General features: G+C 46.4%; 19 protein-coding genes. 7 read left to right on the forward strand and 12 right to left on the reverse strand.

Annotated features, from left to right (window positions below):
- Window positions 1–2 precede the first annotated feature (2 nt).
- From MMG03_RS04195 to MMG03_RS04225, 7 genes are read right to left on the reverse strand one after another with little or no spacing between them, the layout of a single operon-like run.
- A complete protein-coding gene (locus tag MMG03_RS04195) occupies window positions 3–1,178 on the reverse strand; it encodes a restriction endonuclease subunit S (protein ID WP_249505693.1) in 1,176 nt (391 codons plus the stop codon).
- Complete coding sequence (locus MMG03_RS04200; RefSeq protein WP_249505694.1) at window positions 1,165–3,327, reverse strand: P-loop NTPase fold protein; 2,163 nt, start codon at window positions 3,325–3,327, stop codon at window positions 1,165–1,167. Before MMG03_RS04200 ends, MMG03_RS04195 begins: the two co-directional genes overlap by 14 nt.
- Window positions 3,317–4,768 carry an ATP-binding protein gene (locus MMG03_RS04205; RefSeq protein ID WP_249505695.1) on the reverse strand — a complete coding sequence of 484 codons (1,452 nt, stop codon included), beginning with the start codon at window positions 4,766–4,768 and terminating at the stop codon, window positions 3,317–3,319. Before MMG03_RS04205 ends, MMG03_RS04200 begins: the two co-directional genes overlap by 11 nt.
- Window positions 4,769–4,782: 14 nt before the next feature.
- On the reverse strand, window positions 4,783–5,781 hold the full coding sequence (locus MMG03_RS04210) for a DNA-processing protein DprA (protein ID WP_249505696.1): 999 nt from the start codon (window positions 5,779–5,781) through the stop codon (window positions 4,783–4,785).
- A complete protein-coding gene (locus MMG03_RS04215; protein ID WP_249505697.1) occupies window positions 5,778–7,811 on the reverse strand; it encodes a RecQ family ATP-dependent DNA helicase in 2,034 nt (677 codons plus the stop codon). The genes MMG03_RS04210 and MMG03_RS04215 overlap by 4 nt, the downstream gene beginning before the upstream one ends.
- A 36-nt stretch (window positions 7,812–7,847) precedes the next feature.
- Window positions 7,848–9,416, reverse strand: coding sequence for a type I restriction-modification system subunit M (locus MMG03_RS04220; RefSeq protein WP_249505698.1), 1,569 nt, complete (start codon window positions 9,414–9,416; stop codon window positions 7,848–7,850).
- On the reverse strand, window positions 9,413–10,003 hold the full coding sequence (locus MMG03_RS04225; protein ID WP_249505699.1) for a hypothetical protein: 591 nt from the start codon (window positions 10,001–10,003) through the stop codon (window positions 9,413–9,415). Before MMG03_RS04225 ends, MMG03_RS04220 begins: the two co-directional genes overlap by 4 nt.
- A gap of 458 nt (window positions 10,004–10,461) precedes the next feature.
- On the opposite strand from MMG03_RS04225, the gene MMG03_RS04230 reads away from it, so the two are divergent.
- The 4 genes from MMG03_RS04230 (at window position 10,462) to MMG03_RS04245 (ending at window position 16,398) form a co-directional block, all read left to right on the forward strand.
- Complete coding sequence (locus tag MMG03_RS04230) at window positions 10,462–12,873, forward strand: circularly permuted type 2 ATP-grasp protein (RefSeq protein WP_249505700.1); 2,412 nt, start codon at window positions 10,462–10,464, stop codon at window positions 12,871–12,873.
- Window position 12,874: 1 nt separating this feature from the next.
- Window positions 12,875–13,750: a transglutaminase family protein gene (locus MMG03_RS04235; RefSeq protein ID WP_249505701.1), complete on the forward strand. Its 876-nt coding sequence runs from the start codon at window positions 12,875–12,877 to the stop codon at window positions 13,748–13,750.
- Window positions 13,751–13,808: 58 nt separating this feature from the next.
- Window positions 13,809–15,299 carry a circularly permuted type 2 ATP-grasp protein gene (locus MMG03_RS04240; protein ID WP_101479945.1) on the forward strand — a complete coding sequence of 497 codons (1,491 nt, stop codon included), beginning with the start codon at window positions 13,809–13,811 and terminating at the stop codon, window positions 15,297–15,299.
- 169 nt (window positions 15,300–15,468) lie between these two features.
- A complete protein-coding gene (locus MMG03_RS04245) occupies window positions 15,469–16,398 on the forward strand; it encodes an alpha-E domain-containing protein (protein ID WP_249505702.1) in 930 nt (309 codons plus the stop codon).
- Window positions 16,399–16,462: 64 nt separating this feature from the next.
- Here the strand turns inward: MMG03_RS04245 and MMG03_RS04250 are convergent, their stop codons facing one another.
- The 3 genes from MMG03_RS04250 to MMG03_RS04260 form a co-directional block, all read right to left on the reverse strand.
- Window positions 16,463–17,077 (reverse strand): class I SAM-dependent methyltransferase, encoded by a 615-nt coding sequence (locus MMG03_RS04250; protein WP_249505703.1) that lies wholly within the window; start codon window positions 17,075–17,077, stop codon window positions 16,463–16,465.
- A gap of 15 nt (window positions 17,078–17,092) precedes the next feature.
- A complete protein-coding gene (locus MMG03_RS04255) occupies window positions 17,093–17,929 on the reverse strand; it encodes a ZIP family metal transporter (RefSeq protein WP_073160137.1) in 837 nt (278 codons plus the stop codon).
- Window positions 17,930–18,007: 78 nt separating this feature from the next.
- Window positions 18,008–18,250 carry a hypothetical protein gene (locus MMG03_RS04260; RefSeq protein WP_249505704.1) on the reverse strand — a complete coding sequence of 81 codons (243 nt, stop codon included), beginning with the start codon at window positions 18,248–18,250 and terminating at the stop codon, window positions 18,008–18,010.
- A gap of 152 nt (window positions 18,251–18,402) precedes the next feature.
- Between MMG03_RS04260 and MMG03_RS04265 the strand changes: the two genes are divergently transcribed.
- The 3 genes from MMG03_RS04265 to MMG03_RS04275 all read left to right on the forward strand — a co-directional run bounded on the left by MMG03_RS04265 (window position 18,403) and on the right by MMG03_RS04275 (window position 21,003).
- Window positions 18,403–18,963 (forward strand): FISUMP domain-containing protein, encoded by a 561-nt coding sequence (locus tag MMG03_RS04265; RefSeq protein ID WP_249505705.1) that lies wholly within the window; start codon window positions 18,403–18,405, stop codon window positions 18,961–18,963.
- The gene (locus tag MMG03_RS04270) at window positions 18,960–19,301 is read left to right on the forward strand and encodes a fibrobacter succinogenes major paralogous domain-containing protein (protein ID WP_249505706.1); all 342 of its coding nucleotides are present in this window, start codon (window positions 18,960–18,962) and stop codon (window positions 19,299–19,301) included. Before MMG03_RS04265 ends, MMG03_RS04270 begins: the two co-directional genes overlap by 4 nt.
- A 67-nt stretch (window positions 19,302–19,368) precedes the next feature.
- On the forward strand, window positions 19,369–21,003 hold the full coding sequence (locus MMG03_RS04275) for a right-handed parallel beta-helix repeat-containing protein (RefSeq protein WP_249505707.1): 1,635 nt from the start codon (window positions 19,369–19,371) through the stop codon (window positions 21,001–21,003).
- A gap of 205 nt (window positions 21,004–21,208) precedes the next feature.
- Here MMG03_RS04275 and MMG03_RS04280 read toward each other — a convergent pair whose 3' ends face one another.
- Both MMG03_RS04280 and fabF read right to left on the reverse strand, forming a co-directional pair.
- Window positions 21,209–22,549 carry a Na+/H+ antiporter NhaC family protein gene (locus tag MMG03_RS04280; protein WP_249505708.1) on the reverse strand — a complete coding sequence of 447 codons (1,341 nt, stop codon included), beginning with the start codon at window positions 22,547–22,549 and terminating at the stop codon, window positions 21,209–21,211.
- Between the two features lie 40 nt (window positions 22,550–22,589).
- Window positions 22,590–23,843: a beta-ketoacyl-ACP synthase II gene (gene fabF / locus MMG03_RS04285; protein ID WP_249505709.1), complete on the reverse strand. Its 1,254-nt coding sequence runs from the start codon at window positions 23,841–23,843 to the stop codon at window positions 22,590–22,592.
- Window positions 23,844–23,880: the final 37 nt, after the last annotated feature.

Below are 23,880 nucleotides of genomic sequence, written 5' to 3' on the forward strand. Positions count from 1 at the left end.
CCTTATTTTACACGCCATTCGCCGGTGAGAAGTTTTTGCATTAAGCCTTGTTTTTGCTTTTTGTATAAGGCAAGTTGCTGTTTGTGAAGAGATAGTTCTTTTTCATAAATATTCAAAATTTCTGCAATTCTATTTTGTTCTTTGGGAGAAGGAACATAAATTTCAAAATTCAAAAAATCTTTTTCAGATAGTTCCTTTTGTCCCGTTCCATTGGCGAGCATTTCATGTTTATGTAAATAAGATTCATCAGAAAGTAATTCGTACAAAAAGAAACTATTCACATTTTTTATTTTAAAGCTCATTATGGCGTTTGAACAAATTGATCCGTCATACAATTCGTCCACTATAGCAATACTTCCGTTAAAATAGTTTTGTTTTCCAATTATCAGTTCTCCTTTTCTTCTCACATAAAAAGGTCTTGTATCAGCCATCTCTCTTGTTTGCTGATTGAACTCAATTCCCTTTTTATGTAACTTGACGGTTATTTTTTTGTATGCAGATGTGTCGCTTACTGTTTTTTTATCGCCAGGAATTAAGAATTCAGAAAGAATATGCTTTTCCCAAGATTGTTGCTGAGATGAAGTCAATTCAAAAAAAACATGTTTTTTCAACATTTCTTTGTTTTCTATCAGCTTCTCCATTTTTTCAATGGCAGAATCCCAAACAGAAAGAGTCTCGGCAATTTTCTTCTGTTCAGCAAGAGGTGGCAAAACCATAGGGAAAGATTCAAGAACATTCTTGTTAATCTTGACCATACTTGTACTGGTTCCTGCTGCGTGAGACATAAAATAATTTCTTCCCATAGGTGATTGCAAATACATTGCGACATAGCGGCAATCAGCTTTTTGCGAATCAACTTGAAAACGCATCATTAAATCAGGATAATAGTACTCAACAACATCTTCCAAAACAACGGCTGCACGACCAACTTTATCCTTCGTATTTGAACGACTTACAAGGATATCATTTTTATGCAACATGGAGTTCAACGGCAACTCGGCCTTTTCAGAGATAAATTTTTCTTGCGTTAAATCCAATGAAAAACCGGTCAAAGCTCCTAAACTGAGTGATTTTCGAGCCGTTTCATATTCAACACATTGTGGAGAAAAGCCGTTCTGCACCTCTACAGACTGAATATCCTTTATTGTACAAGAAGTCCATTCTCTAGGCAACACCATCTTTATTCTCCTTCTGAACTTTTGCTTCAATCTTTTGTAAGCAACCATCTATAGTATTCATCAAATGATTGAGTGAAAATAGGCTGGGCAACGGAATGTCTCTTTTTTCATTTATAATTCTTTGGCATTCAATTTTCAAGGACGTTAAGTAATTCTTTTCCGTTTCCAAATCGCATTCGTCAGGAATGTTTAAGTAGCGGTATTCTAGTGCTGTAAATATTTCGTCTCTGCGGTAACGATTTAGTTTACGGAAAATTTCTATAAAAGCGATCCCATCAACATGAATCCATGAAAATTTCCTTCTTGTAGAAATATGATTTATCAACGAGTAGGCTTTATTGTATTTTTCACCATCTTCGGATTGAAGGTTTTCAAAGAATTCTTTTTGTTTCTTTAGCTTCTGTTCCTCATCACCCATTGCCAAAATTTCTAGCAATCGATTTCTAAACGGTATCAATTCTTCTTTATATTTCCCTACAGATCCGTAGCTCATCTTTATCGCATCTAGGTCATCAACTTCTTCGCCCTTGATTTTAGCAGAATATTTATCAAGATACTTATTGAAACGATCTTTTACATAGGTTGTATTAAAAGTTGCAAGTTCGTCTTTTGCAAGAATACACATAGATACGAATAAGTACACAAGAGTGTTTGGATCTTGAAGACCTCCGTCGTCTAACGCCTTATTCAGCATTTCGAAGCACTCTGTAGCATCTTCATCACTTAGGGCCCACCAATGATATATTTGACGAATCATAAATTCATTATAACCACCAAATAGAGCAGAATTCTTTATTTTATTCATTACGGTCGCTTTGTCAAAACTGCTGTAAACCAGCCAATCCTGCATAGGGAATCCGTCCAAGAATTCCGTCTTATACATGACATCTTCAAAGCAATCCCATTTTGTCATTGAATTTTCTTCAGCAAGTTCCTCTCGAACATAAAAAATCACCGAGCGATTCCACATACTCGCAGCATCATACATGCCTATTGTTAGGCAATATCGCATTTTCAAAAAATGTCTAATGAAAATCCCTGTAGCGCCCCGGTTCTTTGCTGTTTCGCCTTTCAGTAATTCGCCAAGTTCTGGGCAGTAATAAGTACAAAGATTGTCAAAGTCCTTTATTGTATGTTTTAATGCACGAAAATTTCGAAGGGGAATTTTCGACATGTATTCACGCATTTGTGCTTTATCAAACTTGTGCTGTTTCTTTTCGTTCGCACTCCACTCGTCTTTACCGGAGTATTTTATTTTTGCAGCATCTAAACAATTGAATAACTCGTAGATATGTTCTTTATTTTGCCACCAGAGATTTTTTATATCCGTACTTACATCAAGGCTACCCTTTTCTGGAGCTAGCCATGCATTAACAATGTCGTCAATTGATGTTCTAATTTGTAAAACCTTGCCAACAACTTTCTCTTGTGTGCTAGAAAGATTCTGTAAAGTTGTTCCTTGATTTAAGGAAAGTTTGATTTCAATATTTTCGCCATTTGTTTTTGCGAGATTTCTAACCGAGAGTTTGTCATCCTCGCTTTTTTGAGCTTCTGCCCAACGGTCTTGATCTGCAAGCAAAATACAGGGAACATGCAGATGTTCGACATAAGCATTTAAATATCCCAATAATTCGGGTAGTGGCATGTCTGCGCGTTCAACATCATCAAAAACGACAACCAGCCTTTCAAATTTTTTTGATTTTTGTTTAAGAGTTTCTATAATTTTATTGGCAGCAAATGCTCCAGCATCCCCTGCAACAGATCCAATCGCAGCTCCAGCGGGGTTTGAAGAAAGCGTTCCAAGAATTTTCCCGATAAGAGAAACAGCACCAGGAACGGTTTTCAACCACTTTGAGTTTAGTATCGGATGTAACTTTTCAAGAACTCTTTGATCCATTTCCGCTCTGGATTTAGCTCCAAAAAGGCTTGCGTACACAACGGTGTATTTTTCGCAATCGGTCAACCATTCTCTGATTTGCGCAACATCCTTCTTTTGTCCGTCAGGATGTTTTCCGGCAAGATACTGCTTGATAAAGTATGTCTTCCCAGATCCCCAGCAACCTGTAATCAAAACGGCATAATCCGGAGAAGTCTCCTTCTCCAGATAATAATTCAGAAACTCTTCAATATGTTCATTGCTATTTGCCATTTTCCACATCCTTTGCTTCAACCCAATGTCCTGTCTTTGAAGGGCCTTCCCATTTAATGCCGATTAACTTTAAATCGCGCATGATCGTCTTGACAGTCACATCAAATCGTGCTGCCAGAGCGCCTCTTGGCACGGTATTATTCGTTTGTATTTCCTGTATTATTCCAATCAAACGATCCCTTGTTTTTTGAGGGACATTTTGAGGGACGTTTTGAAGGACATTTTGAAGGACATTTTGAGAATTTTCGTCCGATTTCTTGACATCAACGCCGTTTAGCTTATTGAACGGGAACGAAACTACCACAAATCCAGTTTCTTCGAACCAGCTAGGTTCTTCGGCGCCTTCGGCCTTGCAGGCGTCCATGATGCGCTTTACTCCAGAGCCCCAGTTTTCCAAAACCATGGTGCTGTACAATACAGACGCCAAGGTGATGTTTCTTGGGTAGGACCTGTGCGGCAATTTTATGCTTTCTGGAGTCAATTCCCTCGGGAGTAGTCCCGGGCTTTCTATTTCGATACGATCGTCGTAAATGGCGATGCCGATGGAGCATTGGTATTTTTCGTAGTCGCGATGGCAAATGGCGTTGATCAAGGCTTCGCGCAATGCCGCTACTGGAATATCCAAATGTTCTTCTCTGTACCAGCCTGTAATTTCGCCGCTAAGAGATAGATGCTTAAAGAAAAAAGCCATCCCAGCATCCATCAGTTCGTAAAAGTTCCCGTGTACCCGTTGATTGTCTATGAAGTGGAGCTTGTCTGTTCCGCGAAAGCGCGCCATTCTCAGTTCGAAATCTCGGGTTTTCTTTTTAGAGAACAGCACGGCTGCAGCGTTGTTCAAAACGCCATTTTCGAGAAGTTCCCATTTCTCCAGGATTTCTTCGAGAGATGCGTGGAGAGACATTTCGGAAATGCGTCCACCTTCCACACCGACACGGACAGCGCCTCTAATTCGGCCTTCGTCAAGATCTTCGATACGGATGTTTTCGGCGGGCTGCATTTCCCAGGCATATTTCCTCGGGCGATTCTGCATGATTCTTTCGTCAAACAAATCGCGAGGCATTACCTTAGTCACGCTTTCTACCCTATAATAGGGCTTGCCTTGAAACGTGTATGGTCTTGTGCCATACACCCACGGATTAAACTTTAAAACTATAGCCTGAAATCCTGGTTTTCCAGGAATATCAATGTATTCCACGACAGGATTAACGGCAGGTTCAATTCCAGACATTATTTGAGCCACGTCACGGCGGGTGGACTCATTCACGATTTGCCCGATAATTTTTAAAGACGGAGAAATACCGAATACAAGAATTCCACCATCAGAGTTCAGGAACGCACAGGCCGAGCGCATTCCTTCCTTCAGCTCCCCAGTAGATTTTTTCAATTCCAGGGATTTTGTTTCATCTTGCGAAATCAGTCTTTCTAGGTCTTTAAAGTTCATGGGGACCCTACCGCTTAATTTCCTTGAGTTTGGCTTCCAAACAAATCAAGAACTAGGTCATCTTTTTTTGTCGCATTATAGGAAGCCTTTGAATCACTAGCAGTAAGCACTTGGGGAGCGACTGCTGGGTATTCTATCAAGTTTTCATTATTCAGAATTATTGCGCTGCAACCCTTTTCAATCAGCAGCTGATTGGCATTTTTCTCACCATCATTCGGCTTTCGGACATAGATTTTGCAGCCACGCCTAAGACCGTTTACAACACCAGACCAGGTTCCGCCACCCTCATTGGATTCTGCGACATAGATTTCGCTTGCCATACCATAAATCAAATTATTTCTATCCATGGCTAAACGCGTTGACCAAGGAGCCTTGGGTGCATAAGCGCTAACAACGAGTACCTTGCCTTCAACAATTTGCCTATAATACTGCTTAAATCCTGTAGAAAAAGTAGATATCCCCTGAGGCAAGACAATGATGCTGGAACCACCTGCAGTCACTGCGGCATCAAGAGCCTCTCTATCAACGCCCTTCGCAAAGCCGCTCACAATGACCTTGCCGTCTGAAGCTAACTTGGCAGAAATTTTTTTTGTGAAGTCAAGGGATATTTCTCCTGCAGAACGAGCACCAACAACAGCAACAGATGGCTGGTTCAGTAATTCAATATTTCCCTTGGCGTACAGGAGAACTGGGCACCCCGCTTTTCGAAGATTTTTTTTCAACAGTTCCGGAAATTTAGGCGATGTTGAAGGAATCAGGGAATAGCCTTGATTCAGTAGATCTTCTGCAGTAAAAGCGTTGTTTGGGAGCATCTCCTTGGCCCTTAAAAGAGCATCAATATCAGCAATGTCCAATCCAAATACAGCATTCCAATTCTGTTCATTCATTGAAAAGAAATCAATGACACTTTTTTGGGCGTTAAAGCATTTTATCAAAATGTCGTTCTTTACAGAAGTTTTTACAGCCGCATGAGCAAGGGTCATCCAATATGCTAATTCATTCATGTTGTTCATAAATCACCTCCGACAGTTTTCGCTATCACAATAGGAGTCACTTTCTTCGCGCCATTTTCTTTCAACATTTTAGCAATTTCATTCAAGGTCGCCCCACTGTCATAAATATCATCTAGCAGAAGAATGTTTTTATCAGCTAAAACTTCAGCGTGTTCAAATGCGAATGCACCCAGAACATTCTTCTTTTTCAAAATGGAATTTTGAGGAATCTTCTGAGGTTCTGTTTCCCTATTTTTCTTCAAATCATGGCAGAGACGAATATTCTGCCTTATAGAAAGCTTTTCTGCAAAATTTTTGACTAAATCCCCAGAAATTGTTGGGGGTACATAGAGCATAAAATCAAATGTTTCCGATGAAAATTTACGTTGTATCATTCGAGACATTCGCTTAACCAGATCATCAGGAAATTCACCGCCATTTTCGTATTTACAGCGATGCAAAATTTGACCGATTTCGCCTTCCTCTTGAATGTAGTTATCCAAGGCAAAACCAACATCCAAAGATGAAGTCTTTTTGGGAGTTAATTCCTGATATCGGTCGTTTTTAAACTTTTTGAGATCGTCCCACAGGTTGCTCTGGGCAAAATAACTCAGACTATCTTTCAAATTTGTATTATCACAATTACTTGATGGAGAATCTATTTTGTCACCAAGATAACGGCGCAAATAGTCCATTCGCGGCTCCGTAGTTTCTATGTAGCCGCGCATTGCGTCCAAGTCTTTTAATTTCGCTTTTCTTAGCGATTCAAAGGACTTAGAATCCAGCATAGGAGCGCCAAATTTGTATTCATACTTGTTTTTAGTATCCTTTACGGCGATTCCCTGCTCTATGAGATCGGCAAGAATTGTACGAACAGGGGTTTGCTTCATGTTCAACCTTTCCATAACCCCTTTTTCGCCAAGAGCTTCATTTTTTAACAAGTTGATTACTGCTTCATATTCTGATATTTTAGGTTTTGCGTTGTTTATAAAGCTCCTGGGAAGCATCTCGTCAAAGGGGACGCCATCGTCGGCAAGAGTTTCGTTATAAAACAAAATGACATCTGCAGGCTGCCCGTCTCTCCCAGCTCTACCGATTTCCTGGTAGTAATGTATTGGAGATTGCGGCATCTGCGTATGAATGATAAAGCGAATGTCGGGTTTGTCAACACCCATTCCAAGAGCATTTGTTGATACAATCGCCTTCCAACGATTTTCCTGGAGCCCTTTTTCAATTTCAACACGAGCCTCTGCTTCAAGAGATCCGTTATACATGGCGGCATTAATGCCTACATAATTAAGCCAGTCTGCGTATATTGCCGTGTTTACTCGCGTCCCTGTATAAATCAAGCCTGAACCATTGCAATTTTTTAAATATTCTGCAATACGAATTTTCTTTTCACTTTCAGATTTGACCTTTACAACAAACAATCGCAGATTCTCGCGAAGGAGATTTCCTCGAATTACAGACATTCCATTGCCAATCTGTTCCTGAATATCGTCTTGAACTCGTTGCGTTGCAGTAGCCGTAACTGCCAATACCGGAACATCGATAGGTAAGATTTTTACAAGGTCTACGATTCTCCTGAAATCTGGACGAAAATCATGTCCCCACTGAGAAATGCAATGCGCTTCGTCAACAACTACCATGGAAACTTTCATTTGACGAACGCCTTCTTGCCAAGACGAACTTCCCTGACGTTCCGGAGCGATATAAAGAATCTTTAGTTCACCTTTTTTTGCCAGCTCAATTATTGCGTCGTTTTCTTCTTGCGATTGATTAGAATTGATACACCTTGCTGCAATCCCTCTTTTATTTAGGGACGCGACCTGATCTCGCATCAAGGCTATTAGTGGAGAAAAAACGATTGTCAACCCATCAAATTGCGTTGCCGGGAACTGATAGCACAAGGATTTTCCAAATCCTGTTTTTTGAATGACTAGAACTCGTTCCTTGTTTAATACCTTTTCTATAACGGACCATTGGTCATTATAGAAATGATCAAAACCAAAAATCTGTTTTAATTTAATTTCGGCTTTTTGACGGTTCATTTTGCCTCCGGTCTTTCCCACGACATTTCGTAACTTTTAGCTACGCTTAATTTCCTTGAGTTTTTGCGCCATCAGTTTGCGGACTTCTGCCAGTTCCTTTTCAAGGCGGTCGATATCCTTCTGGACCTCGTCAATGTCGATGGGAGCTTCTTCTTCAAAGGTGTCCACATAGCGCGGGATGTTCAAGTTGTATTCGTTATCCTTGATTTCCTTGAGAGAGGCCAAGTGAGCATACTTGTCAATGGCCTTACGCTTTTTGTAGGTGTTCACGATTTTCGTGATGGTCTCTTCGGAAAGGGAATTCTGCTTTTTGCCTTGCACAAATTCACGGCTGGCATCAATGAACAGAACATCCTTGCGTTTTTCGTTCTTGCCGCCCTTTTCGCGACTGCGGTCAAACACCAGGATCGCCACGGGAATGCTTGTGGTCGGGAACAGGTTTTCGGGCAGGCCGATAACCGCATCCAACAAGTTTTCTTCGATCATGGCTTCGCGAATTTTGCCTTCGGATGCTCCACGGAAAAGAACGCCGTGAGGAACGACTACTACAACGCGGCCTTCACCAACGAGGCTTGTTTCAACCATGTGGGTAATAAAGGCCCAGTCGCCTTTGCTCTTGGGCGGAATGCCACGGAAGAATCTGTTGTAAGGGTCGCTTTCTGCATTTTCTGCCCCCCATTTGTCTAGCGAGAACGGAGGGTTCGCAACCACAGCATTGAATTTCATCAGCTTGTCTTTTTCTACAAGCATGGGGTTGTTCAACGTGTCGCCCCATTCGATGCGAGCGCTGTCGGTGCTATGCAGGAACATATTCATGCGGCAAAGCGCCCAAGTGCTTCCGTTGGATTCCTGACCGAACAGCGCGAAATTGTTTCCGCCAATTTGCTTAGATGCCTGAAGCAACAAACCGCCCGCACCGCAAGTGGGGTCGCAAATTTTGTCACCTTCCTTGGGGTCGGCAAGTTTTGCCACAAGTTCCGTCACTACGAACGGAGTGAAAAATTCTCCCGCCTTCTTGCCGGATTCCGTACCGAAACGTTCCAAAAGGTACATGTAAGTGTTACCGATAATGTCTTCAGAAACACGGCTAGGCGACATGTTCAATTCTTCTTTATGGAAATCTTCAAGAAGGGTTTTGAGACGGCGGTTGCGATCCTTAGTTCTGCCCAGGTTCGGTTCAGAATTGAAGTCAATGTTACGGAAAACGCCTTCCAACTTCAAGCGGTTCTGAGTTTCGATTTTATCCAAAACGATGTTGATAAGGTCGCCAATATTATCTGCGGTGCGTCGTTCATAAAGGCTGTAATAATCAGCAGTAAACTCATCAATTACGTCACCCTTTTCATTCGTGAGCTGCACCAAGGGCAACACAAAACGTTCGCGCTCCAATTTGCGACGAATTCTAGATTCATCATCCCCGTACTGGTTGCGGTAAGCCTCATAATGATCGCGCCAAACATCGGACATGTATTTTAGGAACAGCATCACCAAGATGTAGTCCTTGTACTGAGCCGGATCGACCGCACCGCGGAAGGTGTCGCAAGCGGCCCATGCTGCGGCGTTAATGTCGTCTTGTTGAATTTTCTTGACGTTATTTTCGGTCATAGCGACTCCAGATAGTTTGAAATTTCTCTTTCTAAAATTAAGTTCTTTCGGGTGGCAATTTCTGACATTAGAAACTGCTCTTTTTTGCTCAAATTGACCAAGTCAATGATTTTTTGCTGATCTTCGATGCTTGGCAATTTTAAGGGCATCTTTTCAAGGACCGCCTTGCTTATTAGGGGAATCCCCGTGCCTTTGGCGTGTTCCTTGAAATAAGACTCCCCTGGCGCTCCATTTATCCACCAAACAAGATATTCAGGCAAAACAACGCCGCCCTTCGCGCGAACGAGGATCATGGGTGCGGCAACAAGAATGTGTTCGCGAACTTCGGGTACGACGGCAGCTACGAAACTTGTTCCACGGGATCGGAAAACAATGTCACCTTCGCTTGCTAAATGAGAGGGGCTAGGAGACACGACCTCCACACGCTTTAGGGCAAGCACGTTAAGGACCCCGCCGGCATCCACATCCTTTAAAAAACAGGTAAGCACCCCCTGTTCCCCTGGAATGCAAGTGCTGCGAAAAGGATAGCCTACCAACAGGTCGGCAGCGTCCCCTAACTGCACAATTTTGGATAAATCTTTTGACATGCTACAAATATAATCAAACTTATTTATAAAAGCAAGATTTTTTGTAGTATTCTTTATACTAACCTAATTGTTTTAGGTTTTTATGGTAAAACGGTATCTTCTTAAGGCTACTTCGCACTGTTTCAAGGGTTGATGGACTCCCATAACAAAAACCAAAGGCTCGCGCCCCTTTACAAACAAAAATTGTAAAACAAACAAGAATTGTATCTACATAAATCTTACGATAAAGTTATCAGTTCGTCAAAAACGAAAAATTTGTTGGAAAATGTCTTAAAAGCAATTTGTTCAGCAAGCTTGGGGCGTTTAGGCTAGGCGTTTTTTCAATTTCATCGTAACATCACAGACTTTGGCACGGCTTTTGCACTTGTTAGTGCATGAACTGTGTGGAATCAGAAAACTCATTTATCAAATCCCTTTCGGCATTGTCGAAGGAGGAGTTCGAGCACCGTTGTAGGCGCTTGCATAACGTTCTGGACGAGAACGATCTTTCGTCCAGTTCCAGCGGCAGCCACAAGGGTACCGACCCCATCCCCTTGGTGATTTCGTCTGAGGAATGGAGCATCCTGGAAGCAGGCGTTGCTCAGAGAGCCAGGCTTTTTAACGCCTTGGCCCATGACATTTACGGCGATCAGACTTTGTGGAAAAAGGGCAAGTTGCCAGCCGCATTGTTGTTCGCCAATCCGGACTTTATGCAAGTGGCCTGGAAGGTAAAACCCGCCGGCGGCATCTTCGTGAATCTATCCTCAACAGATGTGGCCCGCCTCGAAGACGGCTCCTTCGTCGCCATCGCAGACCATTTGCAAGTGCCCGAAGGTTTAGGCCGCGCCCTGGAAAACCGCATTGGCGTCAGCCGCGCATTCCCGGAATTATTCCGCAGCATGCGTACGGAACGTCTGGCAGGTTTCTTCAAGAAGTTGCTGGATGGTTTAGACGCCATGCACGAGGATATTAACGCCCAAGATCCTCGAGGCGACAGCGGAAAGGTTGTGCTTCTGGCCTCGGGGCCGGACAATCCCCGTCGTGCCGAAGATGCCATGCTGGCCCGCTACTTGGGAATCCCCCTGGTCGAAAACGACGACTTGGCCGTACGAAATTTGCAAGTCTACATGAAGACCTTGATGGGGCTGAAAAAAATCGGTACCATTTTCCGTCGTGTCGAAGATGGCATGTGCGATCCGCTGGAACTTCGCATTGATAGTGGCGAAGGGGCAGTGGGCCTGATCAGCACCGTACGCGCAGGGAACGTGGCCATCGGAAACTTCCTTGGAACAGGTGTTTTAGAAACGCCTATGTTCAAGCCCTTCCTCCCGGAGATTTGCAAGGAACTTCTCGGAGAAGAATTGCTCCTGAAGGATGTGGAAACCGTCTGGCTTGGAAACGCTAACGATATAGATCGTGTTCTTGCAGAACCCGAAAAGTGGATTTTCAAGAAAGCCTTTAGGGACGCTGGAAATTTCAAGGAGCCGGAGCCCAAGGCATACGCTTCCATGACCACAACGGCGCAGCTTGCGCTGTTGCAGGCTATCGAAAATTCGCCGGAACAATGGGTCGCCGAAAAGTCCGTAGACTTGGCAACAGTTCTAGCACACCGTCCAGGCGATGTCAGCAGTTCCGCAAGCATTGAACCGGCCGTTTCGCTGATGAGGTTCTTTGCCGTAAACACAGCAAAGGAAACTTCCGTAATGCCCGGCGGACTGGGGATCTTCCAGTTCATCGACAAGAACTTGGGAAACAGCGCCGCAGCAAGCATTTCAAAGGCCCACATCCTTGAACGCGATGTTGGAGAAAAGGACATCTGGGTGCTTTCCGAAAGACCTGTTGCCCACTTCTCTCTCCTGGCCCCGGCCGACCAGGCCATTACACCTTCTCGAGCAGGCGGTGATTTGCCCAGCCGCGCTGCTGAGAATTTGTATCGCCTCGGCCGGGACCTGTCCGCTTCCAACATGATGGCTCGTATTGCAAGAGGAATTGCAGTGCGACTGTCTGATGAATCCTGGACAGAAATGCCGGAACTTCCCTGGATCCTGAAAGCAGGCCTTTCCGATGAATCCCTGGCGAGAATGGCACAGGATCCGGAAAACGCATTGCGCTACTTCATCCTGAGAAAGGATAACCGTAACGGGATGCAATGTGTACTGACAGAAATTCGCGATCTGGCTGTTCAGTTGCGAGACAGAATTTCTGAAGATCTATGGCTTTACCTGAACGGATTCGGTGTTGCAGAAATGCCGGCGGGGGCAGGTGCAGCATCACTGTTGCCTTACCTAAAGGCAGTCTTATCAGACAGTGCTGCCGTGGCCGGGCTCGCAGCGGACTCCATGACGCGCGGCCACGAATGGCGATTCCTAGAAATCGGTCGACAGATAGAATGCGCCATTCGCACCTTACAGCTGATTAAAAGTCTGCTGTCTACGGCCCCCGCCGAAGAAATTGCAAACCTGCGTCTGTTGCAGGCCGTACTTGAAATTGGTGACGGTCTCATGACTTACCACCGTCGCTACGGCGGCCGTTTGCAAGTGGTGCCGGTATTGGATTTGCTGTTGTCTGACGAATCAAATCCGCGAAGCGTCGCCTATCAGATTGCACGCCTGCGTGAAGAAACGGAACACCTGCCAGGAAACCTCCAGGGAGAAGCCGCCTTCTCGCCTCTGGATCTTGAATTGATGCGAGTCCTTACGGATCTTCGTCTGGCGAACATCGAATCGTTAGCAGGAACTATCGGATATCAAAGGGAGAACTTAACAAGACTAGTTGACGAACAAATAAAGAATGTAGAACATATCGCAGAAATCATAAGCAGGCTCTACTTGAACCACGCTCCTCGCGCAGGAGTTATTCACGCCACAACCACAGAAGTGTCGGAGGTTTAGGATGCCTGTATATCAGATCGATCACGAAACAGTTTACGATTACCATCTGCCCGTTCTCTACAGCAATCACCTGGCCCATATGCTCCCCCGCATGGTCAGCCGGCAGAATTGGATTAGCCACAATATCGAAGTGGAACCCAATCCTACGGCACGCCAGGAAAGGTTGGACATTTTCGGGAACCGCGTTCTCGCCTTTAGCGTTGAAGAAGAACACACTCATTTCAGATTCAACACCACAGGCGTTGTAGAAGTCCGTGAAGAGGAACCGCCCAAAGCCGGAGAAACTATGCCCTGGGAAGAAGTGGCAAAAATTCTGGAACGTCCAAACAACGATGAAATTCTGGACGCGGCCATGTACGCCTACACTTCGCCCTTCGCCAACTTCGACGAATCTGTCAAGAACTACGCGCTGGAAAGTTTTGAACCGGGCCGCCCAATTTTTGACGCCGCCAAGGAACTGATGACCCGCATCTATACGGATTGCAAGTACACTCCCGGTGCCACAAGAATCGGCGCACAACCCCAAGAAATTCTTCGCGGGCGCAAAGGCGTCTGTCAGGATTTCGCCCACTTGATGATTGGTTGCCTAAGGTCACTGCATTTGCCGTGCCGCTATGTAAGCGGTTACCTGCGAACCCACCCGCCCGAGGGTCAGCCAAAACTTGTAGGCGCCGACGCCACACATGCCTGGGCAAGCACCTACGTTCCCGGCCACGGTTGGGTGGAACTGGATCCCACCAACAATGTGCTGGGCGGCGAGGAACACATCATCCTCGCCTGGGGAAGAGACTTCGGTGACGTAAGCCCCCTAAAGGGCGTCATTACGGGCGGCGGCGATCACACATTGAAAGTAGCCGTAAACGTAGATGAGAAATAAACCTCGTACCTGGAACCAGAAGCCTCGTACCTAAAAAAACACACAAGGAAAACAGAACATGAAATTTGGAAACTACAATACCGAGGGCTTTTACGATGAGCTCTGCCTTCCCGATGGAACTCCCCGTCCGGCGGCAGAACCGTTGATCAGCCGCATCAACGAACTCCCCAAAGGAGAACTGCAGCGTCGTCAGAAAGTTGCAGAATCAGCCTTCTACGACAACGGCATCACTTTCGCCGTGTATGGCAACAAGGATGGTAAGGACAAGATCATCCCCTTCGATGTCATCCCCCGTATCGTCAGTGCCGCCGACTGGAAACATCTGGAAGCAGGTCTTAAGCAGCGTACCGAAGCGTTGAACTGCTTTTTGACAGACATCTACAACGACCGCAAGATTTTGCGTGACAAGGTTGTCCCCGAAAGTCTCATCAACACATGCACCGCTTACCGCCCCCAGATGGAAGGCTTCGTGCCGCCCAAGGGAATCTGGGCCCACATTACCGGTACCGACCTGGTTCGCGATACCGACGGCACCTTCTATGTTCTGGAAGATAACATGCGCTGCCCCAGCGGCGTGTCCTACGTGCTGCAGAACCGCCAGATTCTGAAGCGCACCTTCCCCCAGGTTTTCACTCACTGTTCCATCCGCCCGGTAGACGAATACTGCACGCGTCTCCGCCATGCCCTGGAATACCTGGCCGAAGGCGTTGAAACCCCGAAGGTTGTGGTGCTGACCCCCGGCATCTACAATTCCGCCTACTACGAACATTCCTTCCTGGCACAGCAAATGGGTGTGGACTTGGTGACCGGCGATGACTTGGTAGTGCAAGACAAAAAGGTGTATGCACGAACCACCCGCGGACTGAAACAGGTTCACGTAATCTACCGTCGTGTTGATGATGAATTCCTGGACCCGCAAGTTTTCCGCCCCGATTCCTGCCTGGGTGTTCCCGGTTTGATGGAAGCCTACAAGGCGGGTAACGTGGCACTGGCCAATGCGCCGGGTTGCGGTGTTGCCGATGACAAGGCTATATATACTTATGTACCGCAGATTATCAAGTACTACCTGGGAGAAGAAGCCATTATCCCCAACGTACCTACTTTCGTCTGCGAAAACCCCAAGCATATGCAGCACGTCATCGACCATATCGAAAACATGGTGGTGAAGGCAGCCAGCGAATCTGGTGGTTACGGCATGCTTGTAGGCCCTAAGTCCACTAAGGAAGAGTGCGAAGCTTTCAAGGAAAAGATCAAGGCCAATCCCCGTAACTATATCGCACAGCCCATGATTTCACTCAGTCGCGTCCCCTGCATTGTGGACGGCGGTTTTGAAGGTCGCCATGTGGATTTGCGCCCCTACATCGTGCAAGGCAAGGACACCTACATTCTCCCCGGTGGCCTTACCCGCGTGGCACTCCGCAAAGGTTCCATCGTGGTGAACAGCTCACAAGGTGGCGGCTGCAAGGACACCTGGGTCATCGCCGAAAACGAAAAGGCCCCAGAGTTGGGACAAGCCAGACAATGGATGGAACAACAACAACAGCAGTGAGCGCGCCTTACTGCGTAAGGCTTTCAGCTATGAGGTCGGGGCTTACGCCCCTAGAGCTAGACAAAGGCGGCGTAGCCGCGATTCTCTAACCCCAAAGCACCAGAATGGTGCGACCCAAAAGCGAAACAAAGCTGAGCGACCTCAAACCTCAAACCTTTTAGGAAAATTTATGCTTAGTAGAGTTGCAAATTCCATTTATTGGCTTGCCCGCTATATTGAACGTGCCGAAAATGTGGCCCGAAGTATCGATGTCAATCTCCAGCTTCAGCTGGACTTGCCCGGCGAAGAACGCCCCTGGGAACCTGTAATCCAGACCGCAGGAAACGCTGACGATTTTTTCAAGAAGTACGCCCACGTTTCCATTGAAAACGCCCTGACGTTCCTTACCTTCGACAAGGAAAATCCCAGCAGCATTATTTCCTGCGTGGCTGCCGCCCGCGAAAATGCCCGCTGCGTCCGCGAAAGAATTTCTTCGGAACTATGGATTGCCATCAATCAGTTCTACCTGAAACTGAACGATCCTGAAATGTCCCAGCAGGCATTGGCTTCCCCCCATGCCTTTTACAGCAGCGTGAAGGAATTCAGCCAGCTGACGGTAGGTATCATTCAGGGCACCATGAGCCACGATGTCGCCTGGAATTTCGCCCGCCTGGGAACCATGTTGGAACGAGCCGACCAGACTTCCCGAATTCTGGATGTAAAATACTACATCCTCCTTCCGGATGTGAGCATGGTGGGCATGGCCATGGATACGGTGCAGTGGAATGCCGTTCTAAAAAGTGTCGGTGCATACGAAATGTTCCACCGTCGTAATTCCAACGTAACGCCATACAACGTAACGGGATTCCTGCTTTTGACAGAAGACTTCCCACGTTCCCTGCGCTATTGTCTGGAACAGGCTGAAATCTGTCTGAAGAACATCGCCTTCCCCGTAAAGAGCAACGCAGAATCCATTCGCCTTTTAGGAAAGCTCCGCTCCGATGTGGCCTTCACCACCATCGAGGAAATTATCCGGAAGGGTCTTCACGAAGAAATCGAACGGACTCAAATCAGACTTAGCGAATTAGGTACTCAGATCTGGAAGGATTTTTTCTGCTGATCCACACAGCAAAATGGGCGAAGGCCCGCGGCAGGGATTTGGTAACGCAAGTCCCTGCCGTTTTTTATTTTTTGAACATCACCACGAAACTTTTGCCTTTGACGATTTCCTTTACGGTCACCTTTTCAAAGTTAGCATTGCTCCCCAGCGAAATCAAATCTTCAGGTTCAAATTTCTTGAACCTTTTTTTTGTGTAGGAAAGTTTGTCCAGCCATTCCTTGGTGTAAACCACATTGTAAAAAATGCCCCCCGGTTTCAGCACGTGGCGAATTTCAGAAAGGCCCTTTGCCGTATCATTCCAAAAATAGATGGTATTGATAGATGTAACCGCCGCAAATATCCCTTCGTCAAAAGGCAAGTCGCAGCAATCACCGATTTGCAAGTGAAGTTTTCCATCATCGGCAGCCACCTTGTTTCGCTCCATGGCGGCATTCACCATGTCTTCGGAAATATCAATGCCGTACAAGTCGCACTTGAACTTTCCATAGAGTCGCTGCAGCAAGCAACCGTTACCGAAACCGATGTCCAGAATTTTGTCGTCGGATTTCACATCCACAAGAGCCACCGTATTCTTGTACATGGCCCTGTTAATGACATTCATGATGACGCAACAAATCGCCCCCACGACACCGCGGGGATTCCCAAACTGACTACCGATATATTCAGAAAACTTGGACATAGGTTCAAACTTAATTTAAAGCGCCGTGTCCAGAACCATCATCAGGGAGAATCCTAAGGCAAAAAGCAAGGTCACACCGTCAAAGTGAACGCCTTCGTTAGCCTCGGGTAAAAGTTCTTCCACCACCACATAGATCATGGCGCCAGCAGCCAAGCTCAGCAAATAGGGCATCGCTGGCAAAACAAAACCAGCCAGAAGAATGGTAATCACCGCAGCACCTGCTTCCGCCACCGCAGAAATAAAGCCAAGTCCAAATGACTTCAGGCGAGTCTCGCCCTCCGCACGCAAAGGCAGCGAAATAATCGCGCCTTCCGGAAAGTTCTGCAAGGCCATACCCACAGAAACCGCCACCGCCGACGCCAAGGAAATTCCTCCCGCAGCACCCGCACTTGCCACATCGCCAGCACCAACTGCCCCGCTGATACCAGCAAGCCAACCCGCAAACACCACACCAATAGCCATTCCTTCGGGAATGTTATGGATCGTCACCGCCAACGCAAGCATTGTCGTGCGTTTCATTTTCACCCGCGGGCCTTCCGGCGAATCGCTACCCAAATGCAAATGGGGAGTAATCTTGTCAATCAAGAAAAGCAGAAGAATGCCCGCCCAAAATCCAGCCACCGGCGGAACAAAAGCAAGTTTGCCGTAATCACCCGACGACTCAATGGAAGGTAGCAACAAGCTCCACACAGAAGCCGCCACCATCACGCCCGCAGCAAATGCCATCATGCCACGCTGCACCTTGGGGCGCAAATTTCCCTTCATAAAGAACACGCAGGCCGCACCAAGAACCGTCCCCAAGAAGGGAACCCCGATTCCATAAATCACAGGCAGGTAATGAGAAATGTCCATAGAGAGTCCTACAAGATATAAGTTCCAAAACGGACCTCAAATTTGAAGCCCACAAAATTTGCGTAGTTCATCCAGATTTCAGCACCCCATCAGTTCCTTTTCTTTGACAAGAAAAGGAGAAACAAGGGCCACACCCAAATAACCACTTTTCGAGGCGCGGTCATTGTCCATGCGTCTTTGTTGAATTTCCTTGGTCTTTTCAGCCCGCTTTTCCGCATCAGTCTTTTCATTGCGAAAGCGTTCTTCTTCCCGCGCCACATCCACGACGCGACCTCGACATTCCAAATCATCATCTTTGCAGCCGAACAAAACATCCAACACAGACGAAATATCCCCAATTTTTTTTCATAATATCTAAATTAGCAAAATACAATTCCATAGTACCAACTAAAGCAAATTCCAGAAGTCACAGCCAGCATCAGGACACCCCTTTAACAGCTTTTCTTTTTTCTATCTTTGCCTACATAAGGTGTTTGGAATTCTATATAGCTGCAGTTACCGCCGCTCTACTTTTTGCGTCCTGCGACGATTCCACCAGCGTCAATTCTGCCGCCGATTCTGAACAAAAAGAATTCACCAGAATCGACACGGTCTATGTCCGCGATACAGTAAACATCCGCGACACCATTTCTTCAAGCGACACGGTCACAGTCAAGGACTCAGTCACTCTCCACGACACCATCATTGACTGCACTTCCAAAGACAACGGAGACGGTTCAGTCACCCTTACCTGCGGTGATTCTTCTCAGGTTCTTTATCCTGCTATTTGCAACGGCAGATCCTATGACGCCAACACTCAGATCTGCGACGAGGGAGAAATCAAGGACGTGTGCGCAGGCATCGTCTACGACAAGGAAGTTCAGCTTTGCGAAAACGGCAAACTTTACGACTATTTCACCGATCCCCGCGATAGGCAAGTTTATAAGATGGTCACCATCGGAGAACAAACCTGGATGGCCCAGAATCTGAATTTTAGAGTTGACTCCAGTTGGTGCGGCGGCGGAATCCACAAGTTTCCTATGACGTCCAGATGAAATCAGACTCTCTTTGGGAAAATAAAATTCACCCGGACACAAAACTGCCTGCAGCACAACCAAGTTTAAACCTGACCGGATTTAACGTACTGTCTGCAGGAATTCGCTTCAAAACATTATCAAACTCCAATAGTTCAAAAAACAACGGTCTGTTTAGAAACGACCCACACAACGCAATCTTCATTACTACGATGGATTTTGGCACAACACATTTCAACTACCAAGCCTTTTATGGTTACCACGTTGATGAGTTTGCTTACTACGTCCCAATCATGAATAGGGGTCATTTAAAGACGTCTGGAGAATCCGTCCGCTGTCTCAAGGACGAATCCAACTAGTTTGACTTTAATCCTCCGACAACACCCTCCTATTTTTTTATAATACAAATAAAGAATGGAGGTGTTTATGGACAAAAGATTCGCATTCGTACTAGCGTCAGCCTTGACCGCAGTCCAGGCATTTGGTGCAACCTATTATGTAGCCGTTGACGGTAATGACAAAAGCAAGGGAACGAAGGAAAAGCCTTTCGCCACACTGAAACAGGCTAACTCCGTGGTAACTCCCGGCGATACCGTATGGATTCGCGGCGGCGTCTACGAAATGCGAGACACATCCTATTGCGAACGCGCCAGAATGTCTGCAGGAGTTTTGTTAACCACCAGCGGTGAAAGCGACGACAAGCGCATTCACTATTTCGCTTACCCTGGAGAACGTCCTATTTTCGACGGCACCAACCTTCCCATTGGCCAAGCTCTTGACAAAACCACTTCATCTACGGATCTGGAATACACTGCAGGCATTTTGATTTACGCCAGCTACTTGCACCTGAAGGGAATCGAAGTTCGCAACGTTCCCATGAAGCATAATTCCAATTCGGGCGTTTACGTTACCCGATGCAAACATGTGATTTTGGAACAGATGGAAAGCCATCACAATGCGGGTCCGGGATTCTTCGTGAACGAAGGCGGAAGAGGGCTCAACGGCGGTGGCCATCTATTCTTGAATTGTGATGCCCATGACAATTACGACCCGACAGGTCGTCAGGGCGATGGTGAAAATGCCGACGGCTTTGGCGTACATTATCAGTATGACGGCGACACCACAAAATTTTTCGGTTGCCGTTCCTGGTGGAACAGCGACGACGCCTACGACTTTATCAATCAGGAATTTCCTGTTGTTGTAGAAAACAGCTACGCCATGGGAAGCGGTTACAGTGACTATGGTACAAAGATGCCGAAAAACGGAAACGGTTCCGGATTCAAGATGGGCGAAAGCACATTTGGCGGCGGACACCATATCATTCGAAATAGCGTTGCCTGGAAAAACGAAACCTTCGGTTTTTACGCAAACTACACAGGCGCAGGAACTCAGTGGATCAACAACACGTCATTCAAAAATGAACAACGTGCTTTCAACATGGCATCTACCACATTCGATGCAGAAGGTCACCGTCTCGCCGATGTTGCCGTATTGACGGGCGATAACGCTCATGTACTAAAAAACAACATTGCTTTCCCAAATTTGAATTCCCAAGTTGGTGTATGCTGGGTAAAAATCGATGACAGCGACAAGGGACATGACGAAGATTGTGCCGCAGGCGAAAATAATACCTGGAACTTAAAACTGGATTTAGACGAATCTGATTTCGAAAGTCTTGACGACCCCAGCATGACTGTAACAGGCGAAGACCTTTCCAAGATTCCTGGAATTTTAGGACCTAGAAATGCTGACGGAAGCATTCCCTACGTGGGCTTCTTGAGGTTGAAAAAAGGCAGCCGCGCTATTGACAAGGGCGAAGATGTGGGATTGGAATTTACAGGTAAAGCTCCAGATTTGGGTGCTTATGAATACGGTCTCAGTTCCACTAGCAGCATAAAGCCCATTGCAAAGAGCATCGCCAAGTCTCCGCGTATATGGGGGAACGTCACGGTCTTCGACCTGCAAGGCCGCTACCAGGGTAAATTTCAAGCAGAGCAACTGCACGGAAGATCCATCGCAGAAACTCTAAAGAGAAATTCACAATACCTAATCGCGAAATAAAATCGAGTAGCGTCAAAAAGGCGGTGGAAACAGGCAAAAACAAGCCTTTTCCACCGCCTTTTCATTACGTTACACTAAATCAAGCGGATAAAAAAAGGTTTTTCAAAGGTCCAAAGCCTCCTAAAACACATTTCCCGTTCCCATCAAGGGCTAAAAATACAAACAAAATAACAAAAAGGCAGTGGAAATTAGAAAAAAACTCCGTTTACACCGCCTTTTTCCCACACAGCCCAATCATCACTCTACAAACCGGCACCAGATATAAAAAGCAAGCGCAAAGAACAGCGCTATTGGGAGCCTGTACCGCATTCAACACGATGACCGTGGCTACAGACCAAGGCACCAACGCAATCACCGTAACAGCCGTATCATAAAGGTTCAGCGCCTGATTTTTGGCACCTAGATTTTCTGTCATCTGGTTTGTCAAAATGATGGTGAGGGTCTGATTGCAGACTACGCAGGACACCAGAGACGCACAAGCCAAAGTAGCCACAAAGGGATTGGTATTTTGGGACATTTTTTCGATTCTTGATTTGACAGGTTGAAGCAACGACGTACCTTTAAATATGCCGCCACAACAACCTGCGATTACAACAATCAAGAAAACATTTACCATGGAGAGAAGACCTCCCCCATTTACCATCTTGGCAATTTCGGGAACAGTTGTTTTATAACCAAAAATGATTGATTTAAGCAAATCAATAAAAGTCTGATTTTCAATTACAAGCGCTAAAACAAAAGCCGAAGCAGAACTCCACAGCAGCACAAGACTAGTACGTACACGGGCTACAGAAAGCACGACAATCACCGCAGCCGGCATAAGGCTCCACAATGACAGCGAAAAATCCTTGGCAAAAAGTTCAGCAACATTCGGGACCCCGGAAGCCCCTACAACACCCGAAGCACCCGCAACACCGGCTGTAACATCAACATTCATCCCAGCCGTAAAATAAACCACACTGCTCATCAAGAACGGCAACCAAGTGGTCCTTACCATATCACGGATGTTCTGGTAAATATCCGTCTTCGTAATTCCCGCAGTCAAAAGCGCCATGGATGAAATGGGAGAAATTCTATTACCGAAATAGACTCCTGCCAAAACAGCGCCGCCGATCCACGCCGAATCCGAAACGCCATCCATCCCCATGGAACGTCCGATAGTCGCACAAATCACGCCCATGGTGGCCGCAGTTCCGAGAGCCGTCCCCGTCAAGAGGGACATGGCGGAATTCAACACGAAAGTCAGCAGCACAAAAATTTCAGGACGAATCAATTCCACCGCAAAACTGACCACCGTAGGGATCGTTCCCGCAGCACGCCACATAGAAGTCAAGAGTCCCAGCAGAACAAACAACAGCAGAATGCCGCGGGCCGTCTTCACGCCATTCCAGCACATTTTCAAAGTTTCGCGAAGGCCGCAACAACGCACACCGTAGCCCGCAAAAAGTACCAGCCCAAAGGCCAGCGAGTACAGCAAAGGAGCGCCCGTCAAAAGGGACGCAAACAACGCTACGCAGAAAACAGCAAGAATAATTAATTCAACCAAATCAACAGCCCTCAAAAAGGACTATCAATTTAGAAAATCGCTAGCCCTTGAATTTTTTTAGAACCAAGGCGCCGTTGTGTCCGCCAAAGCCAAGCGAAGCAGAAACCGCACAATCGATATTCCCAGCAAAACCCTTACCATCCACCAGGTTGATATCGCAGGCCTCATCCTGGTTATCGCAATTGATATTCGCAGGATAGAAGGAATCATGAATGGCCATGGTCGAAATCACCGCTTCCAAAGCGCCAGCGGCACCAATGCAATGGCCCGTCATCCCCTTGGTGCTGGAAATTTTCATTTTCATTTTAGCATGATTACCAAAAACATTCAGCAGCATTTGAGATTCCGTCGAGTCATTCATCACGGTAGAAGTTCCGTGAGCATTGTAGTAATCGACATCCTCGGCGAGAACACCCGCATCACGCAAGGCATGGCGTACAGCCCTGGCGCACATATCACCATTGGGCCTTGGTGAAGTAATATGATAGGCATCGGCGCTTGCACCATAGCCGGCCAACTCCGCATAAATTTTTGCCCCGCGGGCCTTGGCATGTCCAAGTTCTTCTAGAACCAGAACTGCACCACCTTCCCCCATTACAAATCCAGAGCGAGCCTTATCAAAGGGGCGGGAAGCCTTTTGCGGACAATCGTTAAAACGGGTCGTCAGGGCCCGCATACTGGCAAAGCCCTTAATAGCATAATCCGTAACGCAGCTTTCTGCACCACCGGCAAGACAGACATCCAGATCGCCATAGCGGATGGCCTTGAGAGCGGTTCCCACCGCGTCCGTCCCCGAAGCACAGGCAGACGAAACCACCCAGGCGCAACCTGTAATCCCCAGCTCCATAGAAACGTTGGCGGCACATTCATTGGGAATAAGTCTCGCCACATCAAACGGAGAAATTTTTCTTTTTCCGGATTCCACATACAGATTGAAGGACTGGTCAATTACATCCATGCCGCCAATCGCACTTCCCGCAATGACACCCGTCTTTTCATCTTCAAGAATTTCACGGCAAAGATTCGCATCCCTCACAGCCTCATGGGAAGCCGCCAGAAGGAACTGAGTAAAGCGTCCCATGCGAGAAGCCTTCTTCGGAGAAATTCCATGGTCAGCAGGATTAAAATTTTTCACCTCGGCCGCAATCTGCACCGGGTTAGAAGTCGGATCAAAAAGAGTTATCCTTTCAATACCACATTTACAATTCTTAATGGCATTCCACAATCCGCCTACATTGTGACCGAGAGGTGAAACGGCACCCATACCTGTAATAACAACTCTTCTTTTTTCCATTTAAAGAAAGATACTACAGATTTACCATTTTCAACAC

This window comes from Fibrobacter sp. HC4 (genome assembly GCF_023373925.1).
Lineage (GTDB): Bacteria > Fibrobacterota > Fibrobacteria > Fibrobacterales > Fibrobacteraceae > Fibrobacter.

Excerpts from the sequence above, each read along its gene's own strand:
- MMG03_RS04275 (WP_249505707.1), top strand. The coding sequence starts at position 19,369 with ATGGACAAAAGATTCGCATTCGTACTAGCGTCAGCCTTGACCGCAGTC.
- MMG03_RS04250 (WP_249505703.1), bottom strand. The coding sequence starts at position 17,077 with ATGTCCAAGTTTTCTGAATATATCGGTAGTCAGTTTGGGAATCCCCGC.
- MMG03_RS04235 (WP_249505701.1), top strand. The coding sequence starts at position 12,875 with ATGCCTGTATATCAGATCGATCACGAAACAGTTTACGATTACCATCTG.
- MMG03_RS04255 (WP_073160137.1), bottom strand. The coding sequence starts at position 17,929 with ATGGACATTTCTCATTACCTGCCTGTGATTTATGGAATCGGGGTTCCC.
- MMG03_RS04240 (WP_101479945.1), top strand. The coding sequence starts at position 13,809 with ATGAAATTTGGAAACTACAATACCGAGGGCTTTTACGATGAGCTCTGC.
- MMG03_RS04210 (WP_249505696.1), bottom strand. The coding sequence starts at position 5,781 with ATGAACAACATGAATGAATTAGCATATTGGATGACCCTTGCTCATGCG.
- MMG03_RS04195 (WP_249505693.1), bottom strand. The coding sequence starts at position 1,178 with ATGGTGTTGCCTAGAGAATGGACTTCTTGTACAATAAAGGATATTCAG.
- MMG03_RS04270 (WP_249505706.1), top strand. The coding sequence starts at position 18,960 with ATGAAATCAGACTCTCTTTGGGAAAATAAAATTCACCCGGACACAAAA.
- fabF (WP_249505709.1), bottom strand. The coding sequence starts at position 23,843 with ATGGAAAAAAGAAGAGTTGTTATTACAGGTATGGGTGCCGTTTCACCT.
- MMG03_RS04225 (WP_249505699.1), bottom strand. The coding sequence starts at position 10,003 with ATGTCAAAAGATTTATCCAAAATTGTGCAGTTAGGGGACGCTGCCGAC.
- MMG03_RS04215 (WP_249505697.1), bottom strand. The coding sequence starts at position 7,811 with ATGAACCGTCAAAAAGCCGAAATTAAATTAAAACAGATTTTTGGTTTT.
- MMG03_RS04205 (WP_249505695.1), bottom strand. The coding sequence starts at position 4,768 with ATGAACTTTAAAGACCTAGAAAGACTGATTTCGCAAGATGAAACAAAA.
- MMG03_RS04220 (WP_249505698.1), bottom strand. The coding sequence starts at position 9,416 with ATGACCGAAAATAACGTCAAGAAAATTCAACAAGACGACATTAACGCC.
- MMG03_RS04200 (WP_249505694.1), bottom strand. The coding sequence starts at position 3,327 with ATGGCAAATAGCAATGAACATATTGAAGAGTTTCTGAATTATTATCTG.
- MMG03_RS04245 (WP_249505702.1), top strand. The coding sequence starts at position 15,469 with ATGCTTAGTAGAGTTGCAAATTCCATTTATTGGCTTGCCCGCTATATT.